Below are 20,762 nucleotides of genomic sequence, written 5' to 3'. Positions count from 1 at the left end.
GCGGCTGAGCTGAGCTGTAGCGGAGGGTAGGGGTCGCCTGAGGAACGAAGGCGGCACCTGCCCGCAGCGGTAGCGAAGCGAACGCGACCAAGAAAGGCGAGCGGCTGAGCTGAGCTGTAGCGGAGGGTAGGGGTCGCCTGAGGAACGAAGGCGGCACCTGCCCGCAGCGGTAGCGAAGCGAACGCGACCAAGAAAAGCGAGCGGCTGAGCTGACCCGGGCTGACCCGGGCTGACCCGAATCGAGCCATTTCGGCCCCCCGCGGAACTCAAGTCGTGACTGAATCTCCCCCAGGATGTGACCTATCTCCTGGGGGAGGCCCTTTCCCCAGGTCAGAAGTACATTGACGGAACGCGCAGCCGAAAAACAACTGTCCAATTCGTGACGTAATGCACTGACAGCAGGAGCGAGCTCCCCGCAAGCTGATGTAGGAAGTCGAGGATCGCTTGAAATCGGGAGTCAAACCAGTGAGCGCCATGTCTCTAGCCCTGCTGCTGACCACGGCCGTCGCCACGGCCGTGGGCGCCGCTGTCCTGCACGCCGCGTACGACCTCCGTCGGCAGGTCACCGCCCTGCGCACGGAGCTGGTCACCGTGCGCGGCGCGGCTCTCCTCGCCTCCGTGCCCCAGCAGACTCGCACCAGCACCGCCGGCACCACCCCCGCCGCCGAGATACGCGCCGCCGTCGCCGACGCCCTCGCCGAGGAACGGGAGCGCGAGCTGGCCGAGGCGCGGGCTTTCTGGGCCGCGCAGGAACGCCGCGACGCGGCGGACGCCTCGCCCCGCTTCGCCGGGGAGAGTCCCGCCTCGCTGCTCGGCGGCCTGGCCGCCCCCGGTGATGAGCTGCCTTTCTACGTTCCGCGCCAGGCCGATTTCGTAGGGCTTGAGGCCATGGACTTCGAGGCGGTCGAGGCGCTCGACGACCTCGCGGACCTGCCCGAGGTGACGGACTTCGCCGAGGACTCCGCCGAGCTGGCCGCCGCCCGCCGCCGCCACCCCTCGCACCCCGACTTCATCCCGGTCCGGCCCTTCACGGACACCACCGTGACCGACCACGAGCGCACAGTGGCCCGCCTGGAAGAGCTCGCCGAGACAGGCACGGAGCTCGCCGACGTACGGCCCGGCCCGCTCGGCACGCTCGATGTGTACGTGTTCGCGGACGGTACGACGCTCTGTATGACCCCAGGGCACCGGGAGACCGCCGAGCGGCTCGCCGAGGCACTGCGCGGGGGCGACACCCCGGTACTGCTCGGCGGCTCCGGCGTCTCGGGCGCGTACACACTGACGTTCGCCTGTGGCGAGGAGAGCGTCTACATCCTCGCCGACCGCGTGATCGCGTCCCTCTGACCCCGTACGCAGACCTCGGCGCCCTCATCCCAGCGCCCGCACCGCCGCTTCCCGCACCAGCCCCAGGGCCGCCTCCAGCTGCACCCGCGACTCCTCCGGCCCCTCCGTGGCGGCCTCCGCGGCGGACTTCCGCAAAGCCTCGGCCAAGTCATGACCGGCCACCGCCACTTGATCACCGACCGCGAAGATCCCTGCCTCCGGCATGATCAACGGCTCCCTGTCCGGCACCTCGATCCGCTGCGACCGCACGGCCAATTCCCTGGCCAGCGCCAGCCCCTCGGCGGCGGCGCCCCGCTGCAGCCGGCTCTGCGGCGCAGCCCGCAAACGGTCGGCGAGACGGTCCACCGCGGCGGTCAGCTCAGTCGTATCAAGCACCCCGCGACCCTACGCGCCACCCCGGGGCTGTTGCCAATACGCGAACACTCAGGCACGGTGGCGGGAAGGACCACACGCGCAACGCGTCCGGAGGCGCCGATGTCCCAAGTCTTCTCCGAAGAGACCCATCGAAATCTGCTCTCCCGTATCCCCCATTGCACCGGTCGTGATATTTCCGACTGGCTTCGCACCGTAGATGAAGGCCCCTCCCTCTTCCGCTTCGAGGAGAAAGTCAGCTGGCTCCGGAGCGAACACGATCTCGCGTACGGACATGCCAAAGCGATCATCCATGAGTACGACCTGAGGCGCGCGGCTCGCAAGCTGCTTTAGGCGTGCCAGAGACCGCCGAAGGGCCCGCCCGGCAAGTGCCGGACGGGCCCTTCGCACGACTGCGGCCAACTACAGCCGACTGCGTCAGTCGTTGCCTTGCAGGATCGACAGCACCCGCAGCATCTCCAGGTAGATCCACACCAGGGTCATCGTGAGGCCGAAGGCCGCCAGCCAGGACTCCTCGCGCGGAGCGCCGTACGCCAGCCCGTCCTCGACCTGCTTGAAGTCGAGGGCCAGGAAGCACGCGCCGATGATGATGCCGATGACACCGAAGACGATGCCGAGACCGCCGCTGCGGAAGCCGAGACCGTCGCCGCCCCCGAACACCGAGAACAGCAGGTTCACCACCATCAGCAGGATGAAGCCCATGGCCGCCGCCATGACGAAGCCGTAGAAGCGGCGGTTGACCCGGATCAGCCCGGTCTTGTAGGCGATGAGCACACCGGCGAAGACGCACATGGTGCCGAGCACCGCCTGCGCCACCGTGCCGGGGCCGATGTAGGTGCTGACCGCGTTGGAGATCACTCCGAGGAAGATGCCCTCGAAGGCCGCGTACGACAGGATCAGCGCGGGCACCGGCGTGCGCTTGAACGCCTGGACCAGTGCGAGGACCATGGCCACCAGCGCCGCGCCGATGGCGATGCCGTACGACTTGCCGATATTGGCTTCGTCGACCGGCAGCAGAACCAGCGAGAGCACTGCGGTGAGGACGACCGTGCCGAGCGTCATGGCGGTACGCGTCACGACGTCGTCGATGGTCATCACATCGGGTCGGGCAGGCGCCTGCGGGCCGCCCGCGCCGTACTGCGCGTCGGCCGGTGCGTAAGGGTTGGTCGCGTACGGGTGTCCCGCGCCCTGGGCATAGGGGTTTCCTACGGCGGGGCCCCCGGCCTGCGGCTGCTGCGCGTTGAACCCCGCGTAGCCGTTGTCGCGGCTGAACCCCCGTCGCGAGAAGACCGGGTTGCTGCTCCTCATCTCACTCCTCCATGGCCACCCTGCGCGGCCTTGGACTCAAGAGTAATCGGGGAGGAAAACAAGTGCCCTAGTGCTCGGGGAGGATCTTTCCAGGATCGTGACAGATGCCGACGCCTGGTGCATGCTCACCGGGTGGCCGCGATGTTGCCGCGGCGTTCCCCCGAACCAACGATCTGTCCCGGTTCACCCTTTGTATCCCCAGGTGAGGCCCGGTGGGCGCGGGAGTGCCCGGAACCGGACTTGAACCGGTACGGCCCGAAGGCCAGCGAGGTTTAAGCTCGCCGTGTCTGCATTCCACCATCCGGGCGTGGCGCGCGGCTCCGCGTCCGTTCATGAGCCTATCCGCGCTGATCCCTCGGACAGCCGAGCCGTGGCCCGAAGTTGTCTTATTTTATTGGGGTCTGAGTGGCCGTCAGCGCAGGTGGAGCGGCATATGCACGCCAGTCACACCGCTGGTGACAGCCACGGCCTCCCCATGGGAATGACGGAAAGTCGCCGCCCGCGCCCCTCCCCCCTTCTCAGGGACGCCGTCATACCAAAGGAGGAGGAGCGGACCGCCTCGTCCGACCCAAGTGGCCCCCAGGAACGGGCATCGGGGGTGACGATCCGCGGCCGGGCGGCGGACACGATGGGGTGGTCCCCCAGAAGACCGTGACAGGAGCCCCCCTCGTGACCACCACCCCGCTCGTTCACCGCGCCACCGCAGTGGCCGCCCGCGCCACTGAACTGTCCAAGGTGTACGGACAGGGCGAGACCCAGGTGGTCGCGCTGGACAAGGTCTCCGTGGACTTCGGGCAGGCCGAGTTCACCGCGATCATGGGCCCCTCCGGTTCCGGTAAGTCCACGCTGATGCACTGCGTGGCCGGCCTCGACAGCTTCAGCGCCGGATCCGTACGGATAGGGGAGACCGAGCTCGGGTCGCTCAAGGACAAGCAGCTCACCCAGCTGCGCCGGGACAAGATCGGCTTTATCTTCCAGGCGTTCAACCTGCTGCCGACGCTGACCGCGCTGGAGAACATCACCCTCCCGATGGACATCGCGGGCCGTAAGCCCGACAAGGCCTGGATGCAGCAGGTCATCGACATGGTGGGCCTGCAGGACCGGCTCACCCACCGCCCCACCGCGCTCTCCGGAGGACAGCAGCAGCGGGTCGCCGTCGCCCGTGCCCTCGCCTCACGGCCGGAGATCATCTTCGGGGACGAGCCGACCGGAAACCTGGACTCGCGCTCCGGCGCGGAGGTGCTGGGCTTCCTGCGCAATTCCGTACGGGAGATGGGCCAGACCGTCGTCATGGTGACGCACGACCCGGTGGCCGCCTCGTACGCCGACCGGGTGATCTTCCTGGCGGACGGCCGGATCGTGGACGAGATGCTCAGCCCGACCGCCGACGGGGTCCTCGACCGGATGAAGGCGTTCGACGCCAAGGGCCGGACCAGCTGAACCGACCGCTGAGCCCTTCCCTGCGACGCCCTTCACGCCGCCCGCTCCCACCCCAGGACTGACACAGACATGTTCAAAACCGCCTTGCGCAATGTGCTCGCGCACAAGGCCAGGCTGCTGATGACCGTGCTCGCCGTAATGCTCGGCGTGGCCTTCGTCTCCGGCACCCTGGTCTTCACCGACACCCTCGGCAACGCCTACCGCAACCAGTCGGCCAAGAGCTACGACGACATCGCCGTCTCCGTCAGCACTTTCGTGGACGATGCCGACAGCGAGAAGAACGACAACATCGACGCCAAGACCCTGGAGAAGATCCAGGGCCTCGACGGGGTCGCCTCCGCCACCGGCCGGGTCTCCGGCTTCGCCGGCGTCGCCGACCAGGACGGCAAGCTGATCGGCAACGGCTGGTCCAACACAGGCGGGAACTTCTCGCCCAGCGGCAAGGACGGCAAGGGCGGTCAGGACGCCGCGTACACCTTCACCGACGGCTCCGGCCCGGTGGAAGCCGGTCAGATCGCCCTCGACAAGGACTCCGCCGCCACGGGCAAGTACCGCGTCGGGGACACGGTGCGCGTCGCGACCAACGGGCCGGTGAAGGAGTACACCCTCTCCGGCATCTTCACCACCGAGGACGGCGCGGTGAACGCGGGCGGCAGCCTGGTGCTGTTCGACACCGCCGTGGCGCAGCAGCTCTATCTGCAGCCCGGGTACTTCCAGGACGTGACGATCACCGCCGCGCCCGGCGGCTCCGAGGAGAAGATCCTGGACGCGGTCAAGCCGCTGCTGCCCGAGGACGCCGAGGCGCAGACCGGCCGGCAGGCCGCCGATGAGCAGGCCGAGATGATCGAGTCGGAGCTGTCCAGCCTCAACAAGACGCTGCTCGCCTTCGCGGGCATCTCCCTCTTCGTCGGCATCTTCCTGATCGCCAACACCTTCACCATGCTGGTCGCCCAGCGCACCAGGGAGCTCGCGCTGATGCGCGCCGTCGGCGCCTCGCGCCGCCAGGTCAAGCGATCCGTGATGCTGGAAGCGCTGGTCGTGGGCGTGATCGCCGCGGTGATCGGCTTCGCCGTCGGTCTCGGGATCGCGATCGGGCTGCGTTCCCTGATCAGCGCCTTCGGCGCGAAGGTGCCCGCGGGCCCGCTGATCGTCTCCCCCACCGCGATCGCCGCCGCGCTCGGCGTCGGCGTCCTCGTCACCGTCCTCGCGGCCTGGCTGCCCTCCCGCCGCGCCGCGAAGATCCCGCCAGTGGCCGCCATGAGCAGCGTCCACGCGGTGGCGAGCGTCAAGTCCCTTGTCGTACGGAACTCCATCGGCGGCGCGATCACGCTGCTCGGCGCGGCAGCCATCGTCGCCGGCGCCGCGATGGGCGGCGACGGCCAGGAGATCATCGGGCTCGGGGCCTTCTTCGCCCTGATCGGCGTCATCATCCTGATCCCGCTGCTGTCCCGTCCCGTGATCGCGCTCGTACGTCCACTGCTGCGCCGCGTCTTCGGGGTCTCGGGCAACCTGGCCAGTCAGAACGCGGTCCGCAACCCCCGCCGTACCGGCGCCACCGCCTCGGCGCTGGCGATCGGCCTCACCCTGGTCACCGGGATCACGGTGCTCGGCGTCACGCTGGGCCAGGCCATCGACAAGATGACCACGGACAACATCCGGGCCGACTACATGGTGACGATGGCCGCGGGCGGTTCGCTGGACACGTCGGCGCTCACCGCGCTGGAGAAGGCCAAGGGTGTCGCCGGGGTCTCCCCGCAGCAGGCCGCCTCGCTGGAGATCGGGGACAGCTGGCAGTCCGCATCGGCGGTCACGCCCGGCGCTGTGGAGAAGGTCTTCAACATCAAAACGGTTTCCGGTTCGCTGGCCACGCTCGCCGACGGCCAGATCGCCGTCGCCGAGAAGACCGCGAAGACCAACGGCTGGAAGTCCGGTGACTCGCTGCCCGTGACGTTCGGCGAGGGCACACCGAAGGAGGAGACCAAGAACCTGACGGTCGGCGCGGTCTACAAGGACATGGAGTTCCTCTCGCCGGTGCTGCTCTCGACGAAGCTCTACGCTCCGTACGAGGCGAAGCCGCACATCCCCGAGATCTGGGTGAAGATGAACGGCGGCGCCACCCAGGCCAACGAGAAGGCGCTGGTGGACTCGCTGGGCAACAGCCCGGCGATCAGCGTCATGGACCAGCAGGACATCCGGAACATGTTCGGCGGCATGATCAACACCATCCTGAACCTGCTGTACGGACTGCTGGCCATGGCCCTGATCATCGCGGTGCTCGGCGTCGTCAACACCCTCGCGATGTCCGTCTTCGAGCGTCAGCAGGAGATCGGGATGCTGCGGGCGATCGGCCTGGACCGCGGCAAGGTCAAGCGCATGATCCGCCTGGAGGCCGTGGTGATCTCGCTCTTCGGCGCGGTGGTCGGCATCGGGCTCGGCACCTTCCTGGCCTGGGCGCTCGGCGAGACGATCAAGGCGGAGATCCCCGGGTACGCGCTGGTCATGCCGTGGGACCGGATCGGGATCTTCCTGCTGCTGGCCGGGGTGGTCGGGGTGCTGGCCGCGATGTGGCCGGCGCGCAGCGCCGCGCGGCTGAACATGCTGACGGCGATCAAGACCGAGTAGAGGATGAGCGGAGTAGCCGAGTAGCTGAGTACTGCGTTTCGAAGGCCGGGTCCCGTCGGGGGCCCGGCCTTCACGTTCCTGCGCAGTAGCTCATCAACTCCTCGTGATTGGCCTTGAACCGGTCGAAGACCATCGGATCGTCGATCTTGAGCAGCGTCTCGTCGTTGGAGCGGAGCGCCGGGTACGAGAAGTTGTGGCTGCCCGTCCAGACCAGCTTCCGGCCGCGCACCCCGCCGTAGGTGCCGCTGACCGTCAGATACTTGGAGTGCAGCCCGATCTTGACCCCGGACGGCGAGTTCTCCCAGCAGCCCACCCGCTTGGTCAGTTTGCCGGCGACGATGCCCTCCACGACCGTGCCCATCGTGGGTCCCACGTCGACCGTGCCGGGGTTCGCGTCGTGGGCGAGGAGTACCGAGCAGCCCGCGCTCGCCAGCGAGACGAGCTTGTCGGCGACCTCCTTGCGGTAGAAGAGGCTGGCCGCCATCCGGACCTCGGTGGCTTCGCCGCGAGGAGCGCAGCCGACCTTGTCCAGGATCAGTTTGACGGTGTCGGTGGCGGCGTCGTTGTTGAACGTCGTGCCCCGGGATTCCCTGCGCGGGAAGAAGTACGCCTGGTAGCGGCCGCTCGACGGGGTCCGGTAGTAGTGGCTCAGACCGGCCGATGTGCCGTGCTTGAGCAGGTCGGCGAAGTACGCCTGGTAGATGCCGTACAGACCGGCGTCCGCGATCGTCACCGCGTTGTTGAAGAGCTCGGTGCGCTGATAGCCGGTCATATTGGCCGAGGTCTGGACGACGACATTGTCCGCGCCCCGCGTCCGGGAGAACAGAAAAAGCTTGTTGTGGTTGATCGCTCCGTCGTCGCCGGGCAGCGTGCGGGTGCCGACGCAGCCGCGCCCGTCGGGGCAGGCGTAGACCCACGAGGTCTTGGCGCGGTCGGTGCCGAGTCCGGAGGAGAGCGTGGCGTACTCGTTGCCGTTCGTCCTGAGGGTGGAGTGGTCGAGGATCACCCGGACCGAGACTCCGCGCTGCTTGGCGGCGACCAGCGCCCTGCTGACCGTGGCGTCGCTGAAGGTGTACATCGACACCGCGATCGAGGAGCCTCGCTCGGCGCCGCCGATCAGGCCGCGGATGTGGTCGCGGATCGCGTCCTGTTCGGCGGTGGTGGCGGCCGGGTTGTTGAAGGTGACGGTCGTGGTGACGACCGATCCGGTGGCCGCGTTCCCCGCCGGTACGGTGGACAGGGAGACGAGGGAGGTGAGGGAGGTGAGCGCGGCGGCCAGACTCAGCAGCCGGGTGGACGGGCGGCGCACGAGGTCTTCCCTTCATGCCTGCATACCTGCATGCCTTCATGTTGATCAAACACATGATTCATAGAGCCTCGGAGCGCACACATGAGGGAGGCGGGGCGCGGGCCTTCCGGCCTCACGTCCCGCCTCCCTCTTTCGGACCTACGGGCTTTCGGACCTACGGGCTGTCGGCCCTTGCGGTTCCCGGTCCGTTCCACACGCGGGTGCGCAGCGGCAGCCCGACCGCGCCGCTGTCCACGGTCTTCACCGCCAGGATCTGATTGACGCCGATCCGGTTGCGCTCGAAGGCGACCGCGGACGCCGCCATGTAGAGCCGCCAGACGCGCGCCCGGCCGGGCGTGGTGAGCCGTGTCGCCCGGTGCCAGTCCGCCTCCAGGTTGGCGACCCAACGACGCAGCGTCAGGGCGTAGTGCTCCCGGATGGACTCGACGTCGCGCACCTCGAACCCGGCTTCTTCGAGGGTGCCGACCGTACGCCCGAGGTGCGCGAGCTCCCCGTCGGGGAAGACGTACCGGTCGATGAACTCATCGATGCGGTAGGAGGACTCGTCCCGCTCGGGGCGGCGGGCGATCTGGTGGTTGAGGAGTCTGCCGCCGGGTTTGAGCAGGGCGAAGAGCTGCTCGGCGTACTCGTGGTAGCGGACCGCGCCGACATGCTCGGCCATGCCGATGGACGAAATCGCGTCGTACGGGCCGTCCCTGACGTCCCGGTAGTCCTGGACGCGGATCTCGATCCGGTCGGTGAGGCCCTCTTCGGCGATGCGCTTGCGGGCGAAGGCGGCCTGCTCGCGGGAGAGGGTGACGCCGGTGACCTGGACGCCGTACTCGCGGGCGGCGTGGATGGCCATCGAGCCCCAGCCGCAGCCGACGTCGAGGAGCCGGTCGCCCTCCTTGAGGGAGAGCTTGCGGCAGATGAGGTCGAGCTTGTCGCGCTGGGCCTCCTCCAGGGTCAGCCCGTCGTCCCAGTACGCGCACGAGTAGACCATCGAAGGCCCGAGGACGAGCGCGTAGAAGTCGTTGCCGACGTCGTAGTGGTGACTGATGGCCTGCTTGTCGCGGTATTTGGTGTGCAGCCGTCCGCTGCGCCGCCGGACTTCCTCGGGGGGCGGCGGTGGCGGCGGCAGCAGCCCGCCGATCTTCAGCAGCTGGCGGGCGCCGTCACGCAGCCGCGCGTCGAATACGGGGTGGACGGCCTTCCTGGGCTCCTTGGGCTCCTTGGGGCGCCCCCAGGCGACACCGGTGAGCAGATCGAGGGCCGTGTACAGGTCGCCCTCGACATCGATCTCCCCGGCGACCCAGGCGCGGGCCAGCCCGAGCTCCCCCGGCCGCCAGAGCAGCCGGCGCAGCGCGCGCCGGTGCCGTAGGACCAGAACGGGGACGCCGTCGGGCCCTCCGCCGGACACGGGCGGAGGCCCGGATTCGCTGCCGTCCCAGGCCCTGATACGGACCGGGAGCGGGGTGCCGAGCAACTCCTCGGCAAGAGTGGTCAGCCGCAGCGCGGCGTCGGCCATGGCGCACACCTCCGTGACAGTGGATCCCAGAAATGCTGCGCACCACGCCGCGACGGGCGACTGCGCGGTGCACTCCAGTGAACAATGCCCCACAGAGTGTGATTCCCCGCATTACGCAACGGCGGAGTAAAATACCTGCACCTAACACGTACCCCTGTGACACGGCTCCGGAGTACTACCCCCGGGTACGCCGAAGGGGCCGCCCGCACCACGGATGGCGGGCGGCCCCTTCGGGGGTACGCGCTTAAGAGGCCTTCGCCTTCTGCGGCTCCTGCCGGGCGGCGGCCGGAGCCTTCGGGGCGGGCTTGGCCGCCTCGTAGAACTCCTCGCGCGGCGTCTCCATGGCGCCGAGCGAGACCACCTCGCGCTTGAGGAACATCGCCAGCGTCCAGTCCGCGATGACGCGGATCTTGCGGTTCCAGGTGGGCATCGCCATGCCGTGGTAGCCGCGGTGCATGTACCAGGCGAGACGGCCCTTGAGCTTGATCTTCACCTTGCCCACGACGATCATCGCGACGCCCTTGTGCAGGCCGAGACCCGCGACCGCGCCCTTGTTGGCGTGGCTGTACTCCTTCTGCGGGAAGCCCCGCATACCGGAGATGACGTTGTCACCGAGGACCCGCGCCTGCCGGAGGGCGTGCTGCGCGTTCGGCGGGCACCAGGCGTTCTCGACACCGGCCTTGCGGGCCGCCATGTCCGGGACCTGGGCGTTGTCGCCCGCGGCCCAGATGTAGTCGGTGCCCTGGACCTGGAGCTTCTCGGAGGTGTCGACGTGGCCGCGCGGGCCGAGCGGCAGGCCGTAGCGGGCCAGCGCCGGGTTCGGCTTGACGCCCGCCGTCCATACGAGAGTGTTGGAGTCGACTTCGAGGCCGTTGTTCAGGACCACATGGCCGTCCACGCAGGAGTCCATGCCGGTCTTGAGATAGATCTCGATGCCACGGCCCTCCAGGTGCTCCTTGCCGTACTGGCCCAGCTTCGGGCCCACCTCGGGAAGGATCTTGTCCGCGACGTCGACGAGGATGAAGCGCATGTCGTCGCGGCTGACGCTGGAGTAGTACTTCGCGGCGTCGCGCGCCAGGTCCTCCACCTCGCCGACGGTCTCCGCACCGGCGAAGCCGCCACCCACGAAGACGAAGGTCAACGCCTTGCGGCGGACATTCTCATCGGTGGTCGAGTCGGCCTTGTCCAGCTGCTCAAGGACGTGGTTGCGCAGGCCGATGGCCTCCTCGATCCCCTTCATGCCGATGCCCTGCTCGGCGAGGCCGGGGATCGGGAAGGTCCGGGAGACCGCGCCGAGCGCGACCACCAGGTAGTCGAAGGGCAGTTCGTAGGACTCGCCGACCAGCGGCGCGATCGTGGCGACCTTGCGGTCCTGATCGATGGTGGTGACGCGACCGGTGAGCACCTCGGCCTTGGGCAGGACGCGTCGCAGCGGTACGACGACGTGCCTCGGCGAGATGCTGCCGGCGGCGGCTTCGGGGAGGAAGGGCTGGTACGTCATGTACGAGCGCGGGTCGACGACCGTGACGGTCGCTTCCGCGTAACGCATCTTCTTGAGAATGCGTCGAGCTGCGTACAGGCCTACGTACCCACCGCCTACTACGAGGATCCTGGGACGCTCCGTGGTGCTCATGCCATCGAGTATCCACCCCACTTGGAGGGGGTGCTCGTGAGCCCCTTCACAAGCACCTTACGCTCCCGTGCTACACTGCCCGGCCCTCATGATCAAGGACACTCGGCGCAGGGGGAACCAGAGTGCGGCGGTATACGTTGTTTACCCCTGCTGAGCTGGCCGTCTGGCACTGACCCCGGGCCAAACACCCGCCCCGGAGCGCCCTCTCGTAATCCCCTCGTAACCCAATGGAACCAGCCAGAACGCGTGACGTTCGGCCCGCTCGACGGGCAACCGGGATCTTTGCGCCCCTCGCTGCGCCCATCAGGGGCTTTTCCTTGTGAAGAAGTTCACGAACTTTGTTGTGCCGCCAGTTCGAAGGCGATCCCGTCGAGGATGTCGTGCTCGCTGACGACCACTTCACTCGCCCCGATCCGCTTCATGATCCGCAGCAGTACGAGCGCTCCGGCGGCGATGACGTCGACCCGGCCCGGGTGCATCACCCCGATCGCCGCACGCTCGTCGTGCGTGGCGCGCAGCAGCTCGCCGGTGACCTGCTGAACCTGCTCGTAGGAGATCCGCGCATGGTGGATCGCCGCCGAGTCGTACGCCTGAAGGCCCAGCGCGATCCCGGCCACCGTGGTCACCGAGCCCGCGAGCCCGACGAGCGTGTGCGCCTGACTGATCGGCACCGTCTCCTCGACCAGGTCGAGGGCCGCGTCGATGTCGGCGTGGATCGCGGTGATCTGCCCCAGCGTCGCCGGGCTGCTCGGGGAGTGCCGCTCCGTCATCCGTACGCAACCGATGTCCACGGAGCGCGCGGCGCGGACATGGTCCTCGCCGACGACGAACTCCGTCGAGCCGCCGCCGATGTCCACGACCAGATACGGCTTCTCCAGGTCGGTACGGTCGGCGAGCTCCTTGGTGGCACCGGTGAAGGCGAACTCCGCCTCCTGGTCGCCGGTGATCACCTCGGGCTCCACGCCCAGGATGTCCACGACGCCGCGTACGAACTCGTCGCGGTTCTCGGCGTCGCGCGATGCGGAGGTGGCCACGAAGCGGACCTTCGTCGCGCCGTGCTCCTTGATGGCGGCGGCGTACTCGCGGCAGGCCTCGAAGGTGCGCTCCAGCGCCTCGGGCGCGAGCCGTCCCGTCCGGTCCACGTCCTGGCCGAGCCGGACGATGATCATCCGCCGGTCGAGTTCGACCAGCTCGCCCGACTGCGGGTCGGCGTCCGCGATCAGCAGCCGGATGGAGTTCGTACCGCAGTCGACGGCGGCGACTCGGGTCACTTCTTGTCCTCTTCCACAGTCTGTTCGGGCTCTGCGGTCTTTTCGGGCTCCGCGGATTCCGCGGATTCCGCGGTTACGCAGGGGCCCTTGCGCCACCACTCGGGGAGCATCGCGATCGCCTCGTCGCCCAGCGGGTTGACCCCGGGGCCTGCCGCCAGCGAGTGGCCCACCAGCACATGCAGGCACTTCACCCGGTCGGGCATGCCGCCCGCGCTGGGGAAGCCCTGGAGCACCTCGATGGCGTCGCGGCGCGCGATGTAGTCCTCGTGGGCCGCGCGGTACGCGGCGGCCAGGGCCGGGTCGGTCGCCAGCCGGGCGCTCATCTCCCGCATGACGCCGTTGGCCTCCAGCGTGCCGATCGCCGACGCGGCTCGCGGGCAGGTCAGGTAGTACAGCGTCGGGAAGGGCGTCCCGTCGGGGAGCCGCGGCGCGGTCTCCACGACATCCGGCTGCCCGCACGGACAGCGGTGCGCGATCGCGCGCAGACCGCGCGGCGGGCGGCCGAGCTGCTCCTTGAACGCGGCGATGTCCGCGTTGGTGGGCTCGGTCGGGGCGGTGGTGGGAGGAGGGGTTTCCATGCCTGCCTTGCTTGTACGTGCCTGCTTGTACGTGCCTGCTTGTAGGGGCTGGTGCTACTTGATGCGGTCGGCCTTGTCGACGCCGTCCCAGACGTTCGAGTACCAGGGGCGGTCGGAAGCCCCGTCCTCGGTACGGCGCTGTTCGGCCCCCACGGGGTCGATCACCGTGTACCCGGTCTCGCCGGGGAGCACCAGATGCAGATGCTCGCGGGCCAGCCGCCGGATGTACATGTCGTCCTGGAGGCGCGCCTTCTCGTCCCGCAGCTGCTCGACCTGCTGCCGGGCCTCGTCCATCCGGCGCCGCTGGTCGGCGACATCGGCGCGCTGGGAGACGTACTGACGCATCGGGTACGCGAGCGCGACCACCAGCGAGCAGACGACCAGGGCCAGGAAGGCGGCCCGTCCGGTGAGCCGGGAGCGGCGGGCCTGGCGGCGGCTCTGGGAACGGTAGACGCGCGCGGCGGTCTGCTCGCCGAGCAGCCGCAGCCTGGTCGCGGTGGAGAACCGGTCCTGGTCCCCTTTGCGTGCCATGGTTTCGCCTCCCCTTTACGCGCGTACGTCCCCGGACACGGTACGGGACCACGACCGGGGACGTACGAGCGACAGGGCACCGGCCCCGTGCCGTGCTGCTTGGACTAGCCGGCAGACCGACTGTGCTGATTAGTTCGCAGAGCGCTGTGCTGACTTAGTTCGCAGAGCGCTGTGCTGACTTAGTTCGCAGAGCGCTGTGCTGACTTAGTTCGCAGAGCGAAACCGCGGGAAGGCCGAACGGCCCGCGTACACCGCCGCGTCGTCGAGGATCTCCTCGATGCGCAGCAGCTGGTTGTACTTGGCGACGCGCTCGGAGCGGGCCGGGGCGCCGGTCTTGATCTGGCCGCAGTTGGTGGCGACGGCCAGGTCGGCGATGGTGACGTCCTCGGTCTCGCCGGAGCGGTGGGACATCATGCACTTGAAGCCGTTGCGCTGGGCGAGCTCCACGGCGTCCAGGGTCTCGGTCAGCGAACCGATCTGGTTGACCTTGACGAGGAGCGCGTTCGCGGACCCCTCCTCAATGCCGCGGGCCAGGCGCTCCGGGTTGGTGACGAAGAGGTCGTCGCCGACGATCTGGACCTTGGCGCCCAGCTTGTCGGTGAGGACCTTCCAGCCGGCCCAGTCGTCCTCGAACAGCGGGTCCTCGATGGAGCAGAGCGGGTACGAGGCGACGAGCTCCTCGTAGTACTCGGTCATCTCGGCGGCCGAGCGGGACTTGCCCTCGAACTCGTACGAGCCGTCCTTGTAGAACTCCGAGGCGGCGACGTCGAGCGCGAGCGCGATGTCCTTGCCCGGGGTGTAACCGGCCTGCTTGATGGCCTCAAGGATGAGGTCGAGAGCCGCGCGGTTCGAGTCGAGGTTCGGCGCGAAGCCGCCCTCGTCGCCGAGGCCGGTGGACAGGCCCTTGGCCTTCAGGACGGACTTGAGGGTGTGGTAGACCTCGGCACCCCAGCGCAGGGCCTCGGAGAAGGACTCCGCACCGATCGGCGCGATCATGAACTCCTGAATGTCCACGTTGGAGTCGGCGTGCGAGCCGCCGTTCAGGATGTTCATCATCGGAACGGGCAGCAGGTGCGCGTTCGGTCCGCCCAAGTAGCGGAAGAGCGGCAGGTCCGAGGCCTCGGAGGCGGCGTGCGCCACGGCGAGGGAGACACCGAGGATCGCGTTGGCGCCGAGCGAGGACTTGTCCGGGGTGGCGTCGAGGTCGAACATCGCCTGGTCGATCAGGCGCTGCTCGGTGGCGTCGTAGCCGACGAGCTCCGGGCCGATCTGCTCGATGACGGCGAGGACGGCCTTCTCGACACCCTTGCCCTGGTAGCGGTTGGGGTCACCGTCGCGGAGCTCAAGGGCTTCGAACGCACCGGTGGAGGCGCCGGACGGGACAGCAGCACGACCCGTGCTGCCGTCGTCGAGGCCAACCTCGACCTCGACCGTGGGGTTGCCTCGGGAGTCCAGGATTTCCCGGGCTACGACGACGTCGATGGACGGCACGAGCATCTCCTTCTGGTGATGTGACGCTTAAAGCGCAGTATCTGTATCTGCGCTTCTGCCTTGCGGCACGAGCCTAACCGGCTGGGGGGCTCCGGCCCGACGACGCCCGCCCGCTGGGACAAAAATGCGTCTGACTGCCGCCTGCACAGAGAACCCCGGCCCGGCGCGCACGGGGAAAGTCGCGCCGGACCGGGGTGGTTCGGTGCCCGGGAAGGCTCAGCCGAGGTGGAGCTGCTGGCCCGGGAAGATCACGTCGGCGTCGCTGACGATGTCCTTGTTGAGGTCGAACAGCTTCGCCCAGCCGCCCTTGACCTTCTCGGCCTCAGCGATCTTGGAGAGGGTGTCGCCCGACTTGACCTTGTACTCGCCGTCGCCCTTCTCGAAGGACTTCGGCGCGGCCGGGGCCTCGGCGCGCTCGGAGCGCGTGGTGGGCGCCTCGGCGCGCTGCTGCTTGGGCTGCGTCTGCTGCTTGGGCTGTGCCTGCTGCTTGGGCTGTGCCTGCTGCTTGGGCTGCGCCTGCTGCGTGGTGCCCGAGTCGGCGGAGCCGCCGTTGTACGAGGCGTTGGACAGGCCCACGCCGCAGTTCGGCCAGGCACCCTTGCCCTGGCCGGCCAGGACCTTCTCGGCGATGGCTATCTGCTGGGACTTCGACGCCTTGTCGGCGGTGGAGGCGTACTGGGTGCCGCCGTACCCGGCCCAGGTGGACGACGAGAACTGAAGGCCGCCGTAGTAGCCGTTGCCCGTGTTGATCGACCAGTTGCCGCCGGACTCGCACTGGGCGACCTTGTCCCACTCGGCACCTGTCGCGGCGGATGCTGAGGTGGCGCCCAGCAGCGGGGCGGCGACGGCGACACCGGTGATCCCGGCGAATGTGACGATACGGGTGGCTTTGCTCGGGCGGCGGTGCTTGCCCTTGCTGGAAAACAGCATGGAGATTCTCCTCACCGACGCCTACGAGGTGAGCTGTCGGGTTCGGGCCAAGTGAGTGCCCGTCCACGCGACTGGCGCGCGATTTCACCCCTAGCCGTTCCACGTCCGTTGCGTACTGCTCTCAACGGCCGGGCCCGGCGCTTACCTTGGTTCCCCCGCTCCTGCCTTCGGCGCTCTACGCGACGACTACTCCCCCCGACCGCCGGCAGGATTCGGCGTGACGGCCAGTGGTGCCCACGGTGGTGAGCGGTTCAGACGGTAATCACACCTCTCCCCGATGTTCAAAGCTGAACATCGGGGAGAAAACGCCCAACTTGACACTCCGGTGGTTCCTCTTTCCGCAGGTGGAGCGCGGAACGGCCGGATTTGGGCTGCGAGATGTGCCGATTGAGGTAAAGAGACCCTTGTCTCACTTGCGCAGACTTGGACAAAGGCCCCCGAATCGCCGCTACTTCAGGTCTAGATCCAGGCTCTGGCCAGGGCGGATGAGGTCGGGATCGTCACCGAGAGTCTCGCGGTTCGCCTCGAAGACCGCGGTCCAGCCGCCGGGGAGCTCCTGGGCGTCGGCGATGGCCCACAGACTGTCGCCGGGGCGGACGGTGTACACGCCGGGCGAGACGTCGGCGGAGCGGGTCTCCGCGGGCTTGGTCGCGTCGGCGACGCCCTCGCGTGCCGCGGCGTCACCTCGCGAGGAGTGACGGCCCACTTCGCGGTCTCCGTCTGTATTGCCCGGCTCGGTCGTCTGCTCCGGGGTTCCGCGGTGCTTGCCGGTCTCGGCGTCGCCTGTCGGGGTACCGGACTCCTGCGTCGTGGCCGCGGGCGCGTCCGGAGTCGTCTTCCCGGTCGGCTCCACAGGTGCCACCGGCTCGGCCGGGTCCGCGGGCGTGGCCGCTTCCTCGGGAGCGGTCGGCAGCAGCGACGACAAGGGGGCGGGCGCGGGCGCGGCACCGGGGTCGACGCCCGCCGCCGTGCCGCCGGTCGTCAGCCCCGCGATGGCGGCGCAGTCCGCCCACGCCGAGGGCCCCTTCGCGGCGAGGACCTTCTCGGCTATCGCGATCTGCTCGGAGCGGCTCGCGAGGTCGGCGCTGCGCGCGTACTCCGTACCGCCGTACTGCTGCCAGGTCTGCAGCGTCATCTGCAGCCCGCCGTAGTTGCCGTTGCCGAGGTCGGCACTCCACATGCCGCCGGTCTCGCACGCCGCGACGCGGTCCCAGGTGGCGGATTCGGCGGCGGACGCCGATCCGGCGCCGAGGAGCGGGATGGCGATGGCCGATCCCGTCACCCCCGCCGCGACGACGATTGCCGGAGCCTGACGGGGTCGCCGGTGACGGCCGTTCGGGGAGCGCATGCGGTTGCCTTTCGCGTGACTGCTGAGACGCCGGTGAACGTATCCGTAATCGAACGTGGGTCACAAGTCGATGCAGGGGAGATCACGTGAAAGTCACAACATTGACTGATCGTCAGCTCTATGGGGCGGTGAACTCAACGGGCAGAGTGCGCAAACCACGCATGATAAGTCCCCCACGCCACCGCAAATCGTCCGGATCACCCGCAAGTCGCAAGTCGGGCATCCTGCGGAGCAGTGTGGCGAGCGCCGTCTGCCCCTCCAACCGGGCGAGCGGCGCGCCGAGGCAGTAGTGGATGCCGTGCCCGTACCCGAGGTGCTGGTTGTCGCGCCGGGAGAGGTCGAGAGTGTCCGGGTCGGTGAACCGGTCAGGGTCGCGGTCGGCGGCGGCGAGTACGACGAGTACGGGATCGCCCGTCGCGATGTCCTGCCCGCCGAGGCGGACGGGCTCGGTGGCGTACCGCCAGGTCGCGAGCTCCACGGGCCCGTCGTAGCGCAGCAGTTCCTCCACGCCGGTGGCGAGCAGTCCCCTTTCGCCTGCGGCGAGGGAGCGCTGGAGCCGCTCCCGCTGCTCCGGATGACGAAGCAGGGCATACACCCCATTGCCGATCAAGTTGACGGTCGTTTCAAAGCCGGCGAAGAGAAGGATGAAGGCCATCGCGGCGGCCTCGTTCTCGGTGAGGTGCTCGCCGTGGTCGCTGGTCCTGATCAGCTCCGAGATCAGGTCGTCGCCCGGGTCCTCGCGCTTGCGGTGGATCAGCTCGGCAAGGTACCCCCGCATCTTCTTCACGGAACGGCCGACGCCGCCGCGCGGACCGCCGCCATGCCGGATCATCATGCCCGCCCAGTCGCGGAAGTCGTCCTGGTCCTCGCGCGGGACGCCGAGCAGCTCACAGATGGCATAAATGGGGAGCGGGAAAGCGAACTCATGGATGAGGTCCGCCTCCCCTTTGTCCGCGAAGCCGTCGATAAGACTGTCTGTCAGCTCCTGTACGCGCGGGGCGAATTCGGCGACCCGGCGCGGAGTGAACGCCTTCGACACCAGCCGCCGCAGCCGGGTGTGGTCGGGCGGATCGATATTGAGCAGATGAGTCATCAGCTCAGCCTTGCGTTCCCCCGGGATCCCGGTCTTCCCCTTGGCGTGCGTGGACCCGGCGTGGTGCGCCGGATTCTTCGACAGCCGCGGGTCGGCGAGGGCCTGCTTGGCGTCGGCGTACCGGGTCACCAGCCACGCCTCGACGCCGCTGGGCAGCGGCGTGCGGTGTACGGGTTCGTGCTCGCGCAGCCAGGCGTACGCGGGATAGGGGTCGGTGGCGAACTCCCAGGTGAACAGCTCCGGCCGAGCGCTCACGCCTGGCCCTCGGCCTTTTCGGCGGCGCGGATGGCGTCCCGGTAGGCGCGTCCGGCGGCCCGCAGCGCGGCCTCGGGGTCGGTGCCCGATGCCTCCGCGGCGACCGCGAGGGCGAGCAGCTCGTATCCGATGCCCTCGCCCGTCGGCAGCTCCACGTCCATGCCCGCGGTACGGACCCGGCCCGCGAGCTTCGCGGCGAGCGCGAGACCCGGCTGGCCCAGCGGCACGCCGTCCGTCACCGAGTCGCGCTGCTTCTCGATCGCCTTCTCCCGGAGCCAGTGCTCCTTCACATCCTCCGGCGTCTCGGCGCTCTCGTCGCCGAAGACGTGCGGGTGGCGGCGGATCAGCTTCTCGACAATCGTCGCGGCGACGTCGTCCACGGAGAAGGGCTCTTCCTCGTCCTCCTGCGCGATCCGCGCGTGGAAGATCACCTGGAGGAGTACGTCCCCGAGCTCTTCGCGCAGCTCGTCGCGGTCACCGTCCTCGATGGCCTCGACCAGCTCGTACGCCTCCTCGATGCCGTACTTGGCGAGGCCCTTGTGCGTCTGCCGCGAGGACCACGGGCACTCGCGCCGGATGCGGTCCATGACCTGTACGAGGTCGAGCAGACGCGCGCCCGGCAGGTCGTACGACCCGGGGAGCAGCTCCAGATCGGGCATCCGCACCCGCCCGGACCCGGCGAGCCGCGCGAGCCCGTCGGTCAGGTCCGTCTCGCCCTCCCCGGAGGAGACGATCACGACGGTACGGCCGTCGGCGCAGGCGTCGAGGAGCTCCTGCGCGGTGGGCGCGGCGAGCTCGACGGTGACGCCGGCGTCACGCAGATACGGCAGCTGCGGGTGATCCCCCACGCCGCACAGCACGCGGTCGGCGGCGTGCAGCGTCTGCCACGCGGGCCAGGACAGCAGCCCGGGCGCGACGCGGTGGCTGGCGGTCAGCAGAACGATTCGCCCGGCGTCAGCTTCGGCCTCGGCGTCGGCTTCGGGGGCTTCGCGTGGTGCGTCTGGGGTCACCCGTCGAACTTACCTCGCGTTACGCGCCCGCCCCGACGGGCTCCGGGGTCTTCGTCACCTGCGTGATCCACGGGGCCCGGTAGTCGACGGGACCGAGCTTCTTGGGGTCCCAGTCGCCGAAGCGCGGATTGACGTCGATGTGGAGCGCCTCTGCGGCGGCGATGAAGGCACTGTTCACCTTCTGCTGGCCATCGGGAGCGTCGGTCGCGCCGAGGGCGGCGGCGACCTTGTTGACCAGGAGCTCCCGGCGTACGAAATCGTCGATCCGGCCCGGAGCGACCCCCTGCTGGATATACATGGCGGCGAGCTGCTCCTTGCCCTGCGACTGCTCGGCCAGGCCACGGGCGTCCTGGAGCTCCTTGCGGCTGACCGTGACACCGGCGTCGTCGGCGGCGCGCTGGACGACACGGTCGACGATGAGGTCGTAGAGCTTGGCGCGGCTGAGCTGCCCGCTGTCCTTGATGAGCTCGGCGGACTGGACGGCGCGGACGTCCTTCACCATCGCCTGAACGGTGGACACCTCGATCCGCTCCCCACCGACGACGGCGGCGGCGCCGGGGTGGGCGTCGCTGCCGCAGGCAGAGAGGAGGGGCGCGCCGAGGAGGAGCGCGGCGGAGAGGGCGAGCGCGGTGCGACGGCGGCGGTGCAAGGGAGCCTCCCGGCGTGATTGTGCTTCGGGGCACAAGACCTTGATGGTAGGCAGTCGGCGTGATCAAGGCC

The 20,762-nt window shown here is 68.9% G+C and carries 18 protein-coding genes, 1 tRNA gene and 1 riboswitch; of the genes, 4 read left to right on the top strand and 15 right to left on the bottom strand.

Annotated elements, in window-relative coordinates:
• Window positions 1-474 precede the first annotated feature (474 nt).
• Complete coding sequence (locus tag ACIHCQ_RS20130) at window positions 475-1,344, top strand: hypothetical protein (protein WP_399663837.1); 870 nt, start codon at window positions 475-477, stop codon at window positions 1,342-1,344.
• A 24-nt stretch (window positions 1,345-1,368) separates the two neighbouring features.
• Here ACIHCQ_RS20130 and ACIHCQ_RS20125 read toward each other — a convergent pair whose 3' ends face one another.
• Window positions 1,369-1,719 (bottom strand): hypothetical protein, encoded by a 351-nt coding sequence (locus ACIHCQ_RS20125; protein WP_399663835.1) that lies wholly within the window; start codon window positions 1,717-1,719, stop codon window positions 1,369-1,371.
• A gap of 99 nt (window positions 1,720-1,818) precedes the next feature.
• Between ACIHCQ_RS20125 and ACIHCQ_RS20120 the strand changes: the two genes are divergently transcribed.
• Window positions 1,819-2,049, top strand: a complete 231-nt coding sequence (locus tag ACIHCQ_RS20120; protein ID WP_399663833.1) for a DUF4287 domain-containing protein — start codon at window positions 1,819-1,821, stop codon at window positions 2,047-2,049.
• 84 nt (window positions 2,050-2,133) lie between these two features.
• Here the strand turns inward: ACIHCQ_RS20120 and ACIHCQ_RS20115 are convergent, their stop codons facing one another.
• Both ACIHCQ_RS20115 and ACIHCQ_RS20110 read right to left on the bottom strand, forming a co-directional pair.
• Complete coding sequence (locus ACIHCQ_RS20115; protein WP_399663831.1) at window positions 2,134-3,024, bottom strand: Bax inhibitor-1/YccA family protein; 891 nt, start codon at window positions 3,022-3,024, stop codon at window positions 2,134-2,136.
• Between the two features lie 225 nt (window positions 3,025-3,249).
• Window positions 3,250-3,331 (bottom strand) — tRNA-Leu (locus ACIHCQ_RS20110).
• Between the two features lie 362 nt (window positions 3,332-3,693).
• On the opposite strand from ACIHCQ_RS20110, the gene ACIHCQ_RS20105 reads away from it, so the two are divergent.
• Entirely contained in the window at window positions 3,694-4,464 is a 771-nt protein-coding gene (locus ACIHCQ_RS20105; RefSeq protein WP_399663829.1) for an ABC transporter ATP-binding protein, read from the top strand.
• Between the two features lie 69 nt (window positions 4,465-4,533).
• Complete coding sequence (locus ACIHCQ_RS20100; protein ID WP_399663827.1) at window positions 4,534-7,086, top strand: ABC transporter permease; 2,553 nt, start codon at window positions 4,534-4,536, stop codon at window positions 7,084-7,086.
• Window positions 7,087-7,156: 70 nt separating this feature from the next.
• On the opposite strand, the gene ACIHCQ_RS20095 is transcribed toward ACIHCQ_RS20100, so the two are convergent.
• The 12 genes from ACIHCQ_RS20095 to ACIHCQ_RS20040 form a co-directional block, all read right to left on the bottom strand.
• Window positions 7,157-8,395, bottom strand: coding sequence for a phosphatidylserine/phosphatidylglycerophosphate/cardiolipin synthase family protein (locus ACIHCQ_RS20095; protein ID WP_399663825.1), 1,239 nt, complete (start codon window positions 8,393-8,395; stop codon window positions 7,157-7,159).
• A 154-nt stretch (window positions 8,396-8,549) separates the two neighbouring features.
• Window positions 8,550-9,902, bottom strand: coding sequence for a class I SAM-dependent methyltransferase (locus ACIHCQ_RS20090; RefSeq protein ID WP_399663822.1), 1,353 nt, complete (start codon window positions 9,900-9,902; stop codon window positions 8,550-8,552).
• Between the two features lie 244 nt (window positions 9,903-10,146).
• Complete coding sequence (locus tag ACIHCQ_RS20085) at window positions 10,147-11,535, bottom strand: NAD(P)/FAD-dependent oxidoreductase (protein WP_399663820.1); 1,389 nt, start codon at window positions 11,533-11,535, stop codon at window positions 10,147-10,149.
• A gap of 329 nt (window positions 11,536-11,864) precedes the next feature.
• On the bottom strand, window positions 11,865-12,806 hold the full coding sequence (locus ACIHCQ_RS20080; protein WP_399663818.1) for an exopolyphosphatase: 942 nt from the start codon (window positions 12,804-12,806) through the stop codon (window positions 11,865-11,867).
• Window positions 12,803-13,384, bottom strand: a complete 582-nt coding sequence (locus ACIHCQ_RS20075; protein ID WP_399663816.1) for a DUF501 domain-containing protein — start codon at window positions 13,382-13,384, stop codon at window positions 12,803-12,805. Before ACIHCQ_RS20075 ends, ACIHCQ_RS20080 begins: the two co-directional genes overlap by 4 nt.
• Window positions 13,385-13,438: 54 nt before the next feature.
• Window positions 13,439-13,915: a septum formation initiator family protein gene (locus ACIHCQ_RS20070; RefSeq protein ID WP_399663814.1), complete on the bottom strand. Its 477-nt coding sequence runs from the start codon at window positions 13,913-13,915 to the stop codon at window positions 13,439-13,441.
• A gap of 204 nt (window positions 13,916-14,119) precedes the next feature.
• Complete coding sequence (gene eno, locus ACIHCQ_RS20065; protein WP_399663812.1) at window positions 14,120-15,406, bottom strand: phosphopyruvate hydratase; 1,287 nt, start codon at window positions 15,404-15,406, stop codon at window positions 14,120-14,122.
• A 216-nt stretch (window positions 15,407-15,622) separates the two neighbouring features.
• Window positions 15,623-16,336 (bottom strand): transglycosylase family protein, encoded by a 714-nt coding sequence (locus tag ACIHCQ_RS20060; RefSeq protein ID WP_399663810.1) that lies wholly within the window; start codon window positions 16,334-16,336, stop codon window positions 15,623-15,625.
• A 3-nt stretch (window positions 16,337-16,339) separates the two neighbouring features.
• Window positions 16,340-16,519, bottom strand: a riboswitch (cyclic di-AMP (ydaO/yuaA leader).
• A 265-nt stretch (window positions 16,520-16,784) separates the two neighbouring features.
• Window positions 16,785-17,684, bottom strand: coding sequence for a transglycosylase family protein (locus ACIHCQ_RS20055; protein ID WP_399663808.1), 900 nt, complete (start codon window positions 17,682-17,684; stop codon window positions 16,785-16,787).
• Window positions 17,685-17,802: 118 nt separating this feature from the next.
• The gene (locus ACIHCQ_RS20050; RefSeq protein WP_399663806.1) at window positions 17,803-19,032 is read right to left on the bottom strand and encodes a cytochrome P450; all 1,230 of its coding nucleotides are present in this window, start codon (window positions 19,030-19,032) and stop codon (window positions 17,803-17,805) included.
• Window positions 19,029-20,042, bottom strand: a complete 1,014-nt coding sequence (locus ACIHCQ_RS20045) for a nucleoside triphosphate pyrophosphohydrolase (RefSeq protein WP_399663805.1) — start codon at window positions 20,040-20,042, stop codon at window positions 19,029-19,031. Before ACIHCQ_RS20045 ends, ACIHCQ_RS20050 begins: the two co-directional genes overlap by 4 nt.
• A gap of 19 nt (window positions 20,043-20,061) precedes the next feature.
• Window positions 20,062-20,691: a SurA N-terminal domain-containing protein gene (locus ACIHCQ_RS20040; RefSeq protein ID WP_399663803.1), complete on the bottom strand. Its 630-nt coding sequence runs from the start codon at window positions 20,689-20,691 to the stop codon at window positions 20,062-20,064.
• Between the last annotated feature and the right edge of the window lie 71 nt (window positions 20,692-20,762).

It is taken from the genome of Streptomyces sp. NPDC052236 (genome assembly GCF_044548015.1).
Taxonomy (GTDB): domain Bacteria; phylum Actinomycetota; class Actinomycetes; order Streptomycetales; family Streptomycetaceae; genus Streptomyces.
The sequence above is the reverse complement of the archived record's forward strand: the minus strand, read 5'-3'. Positions and strand labels throughout refer to the sequence as shown.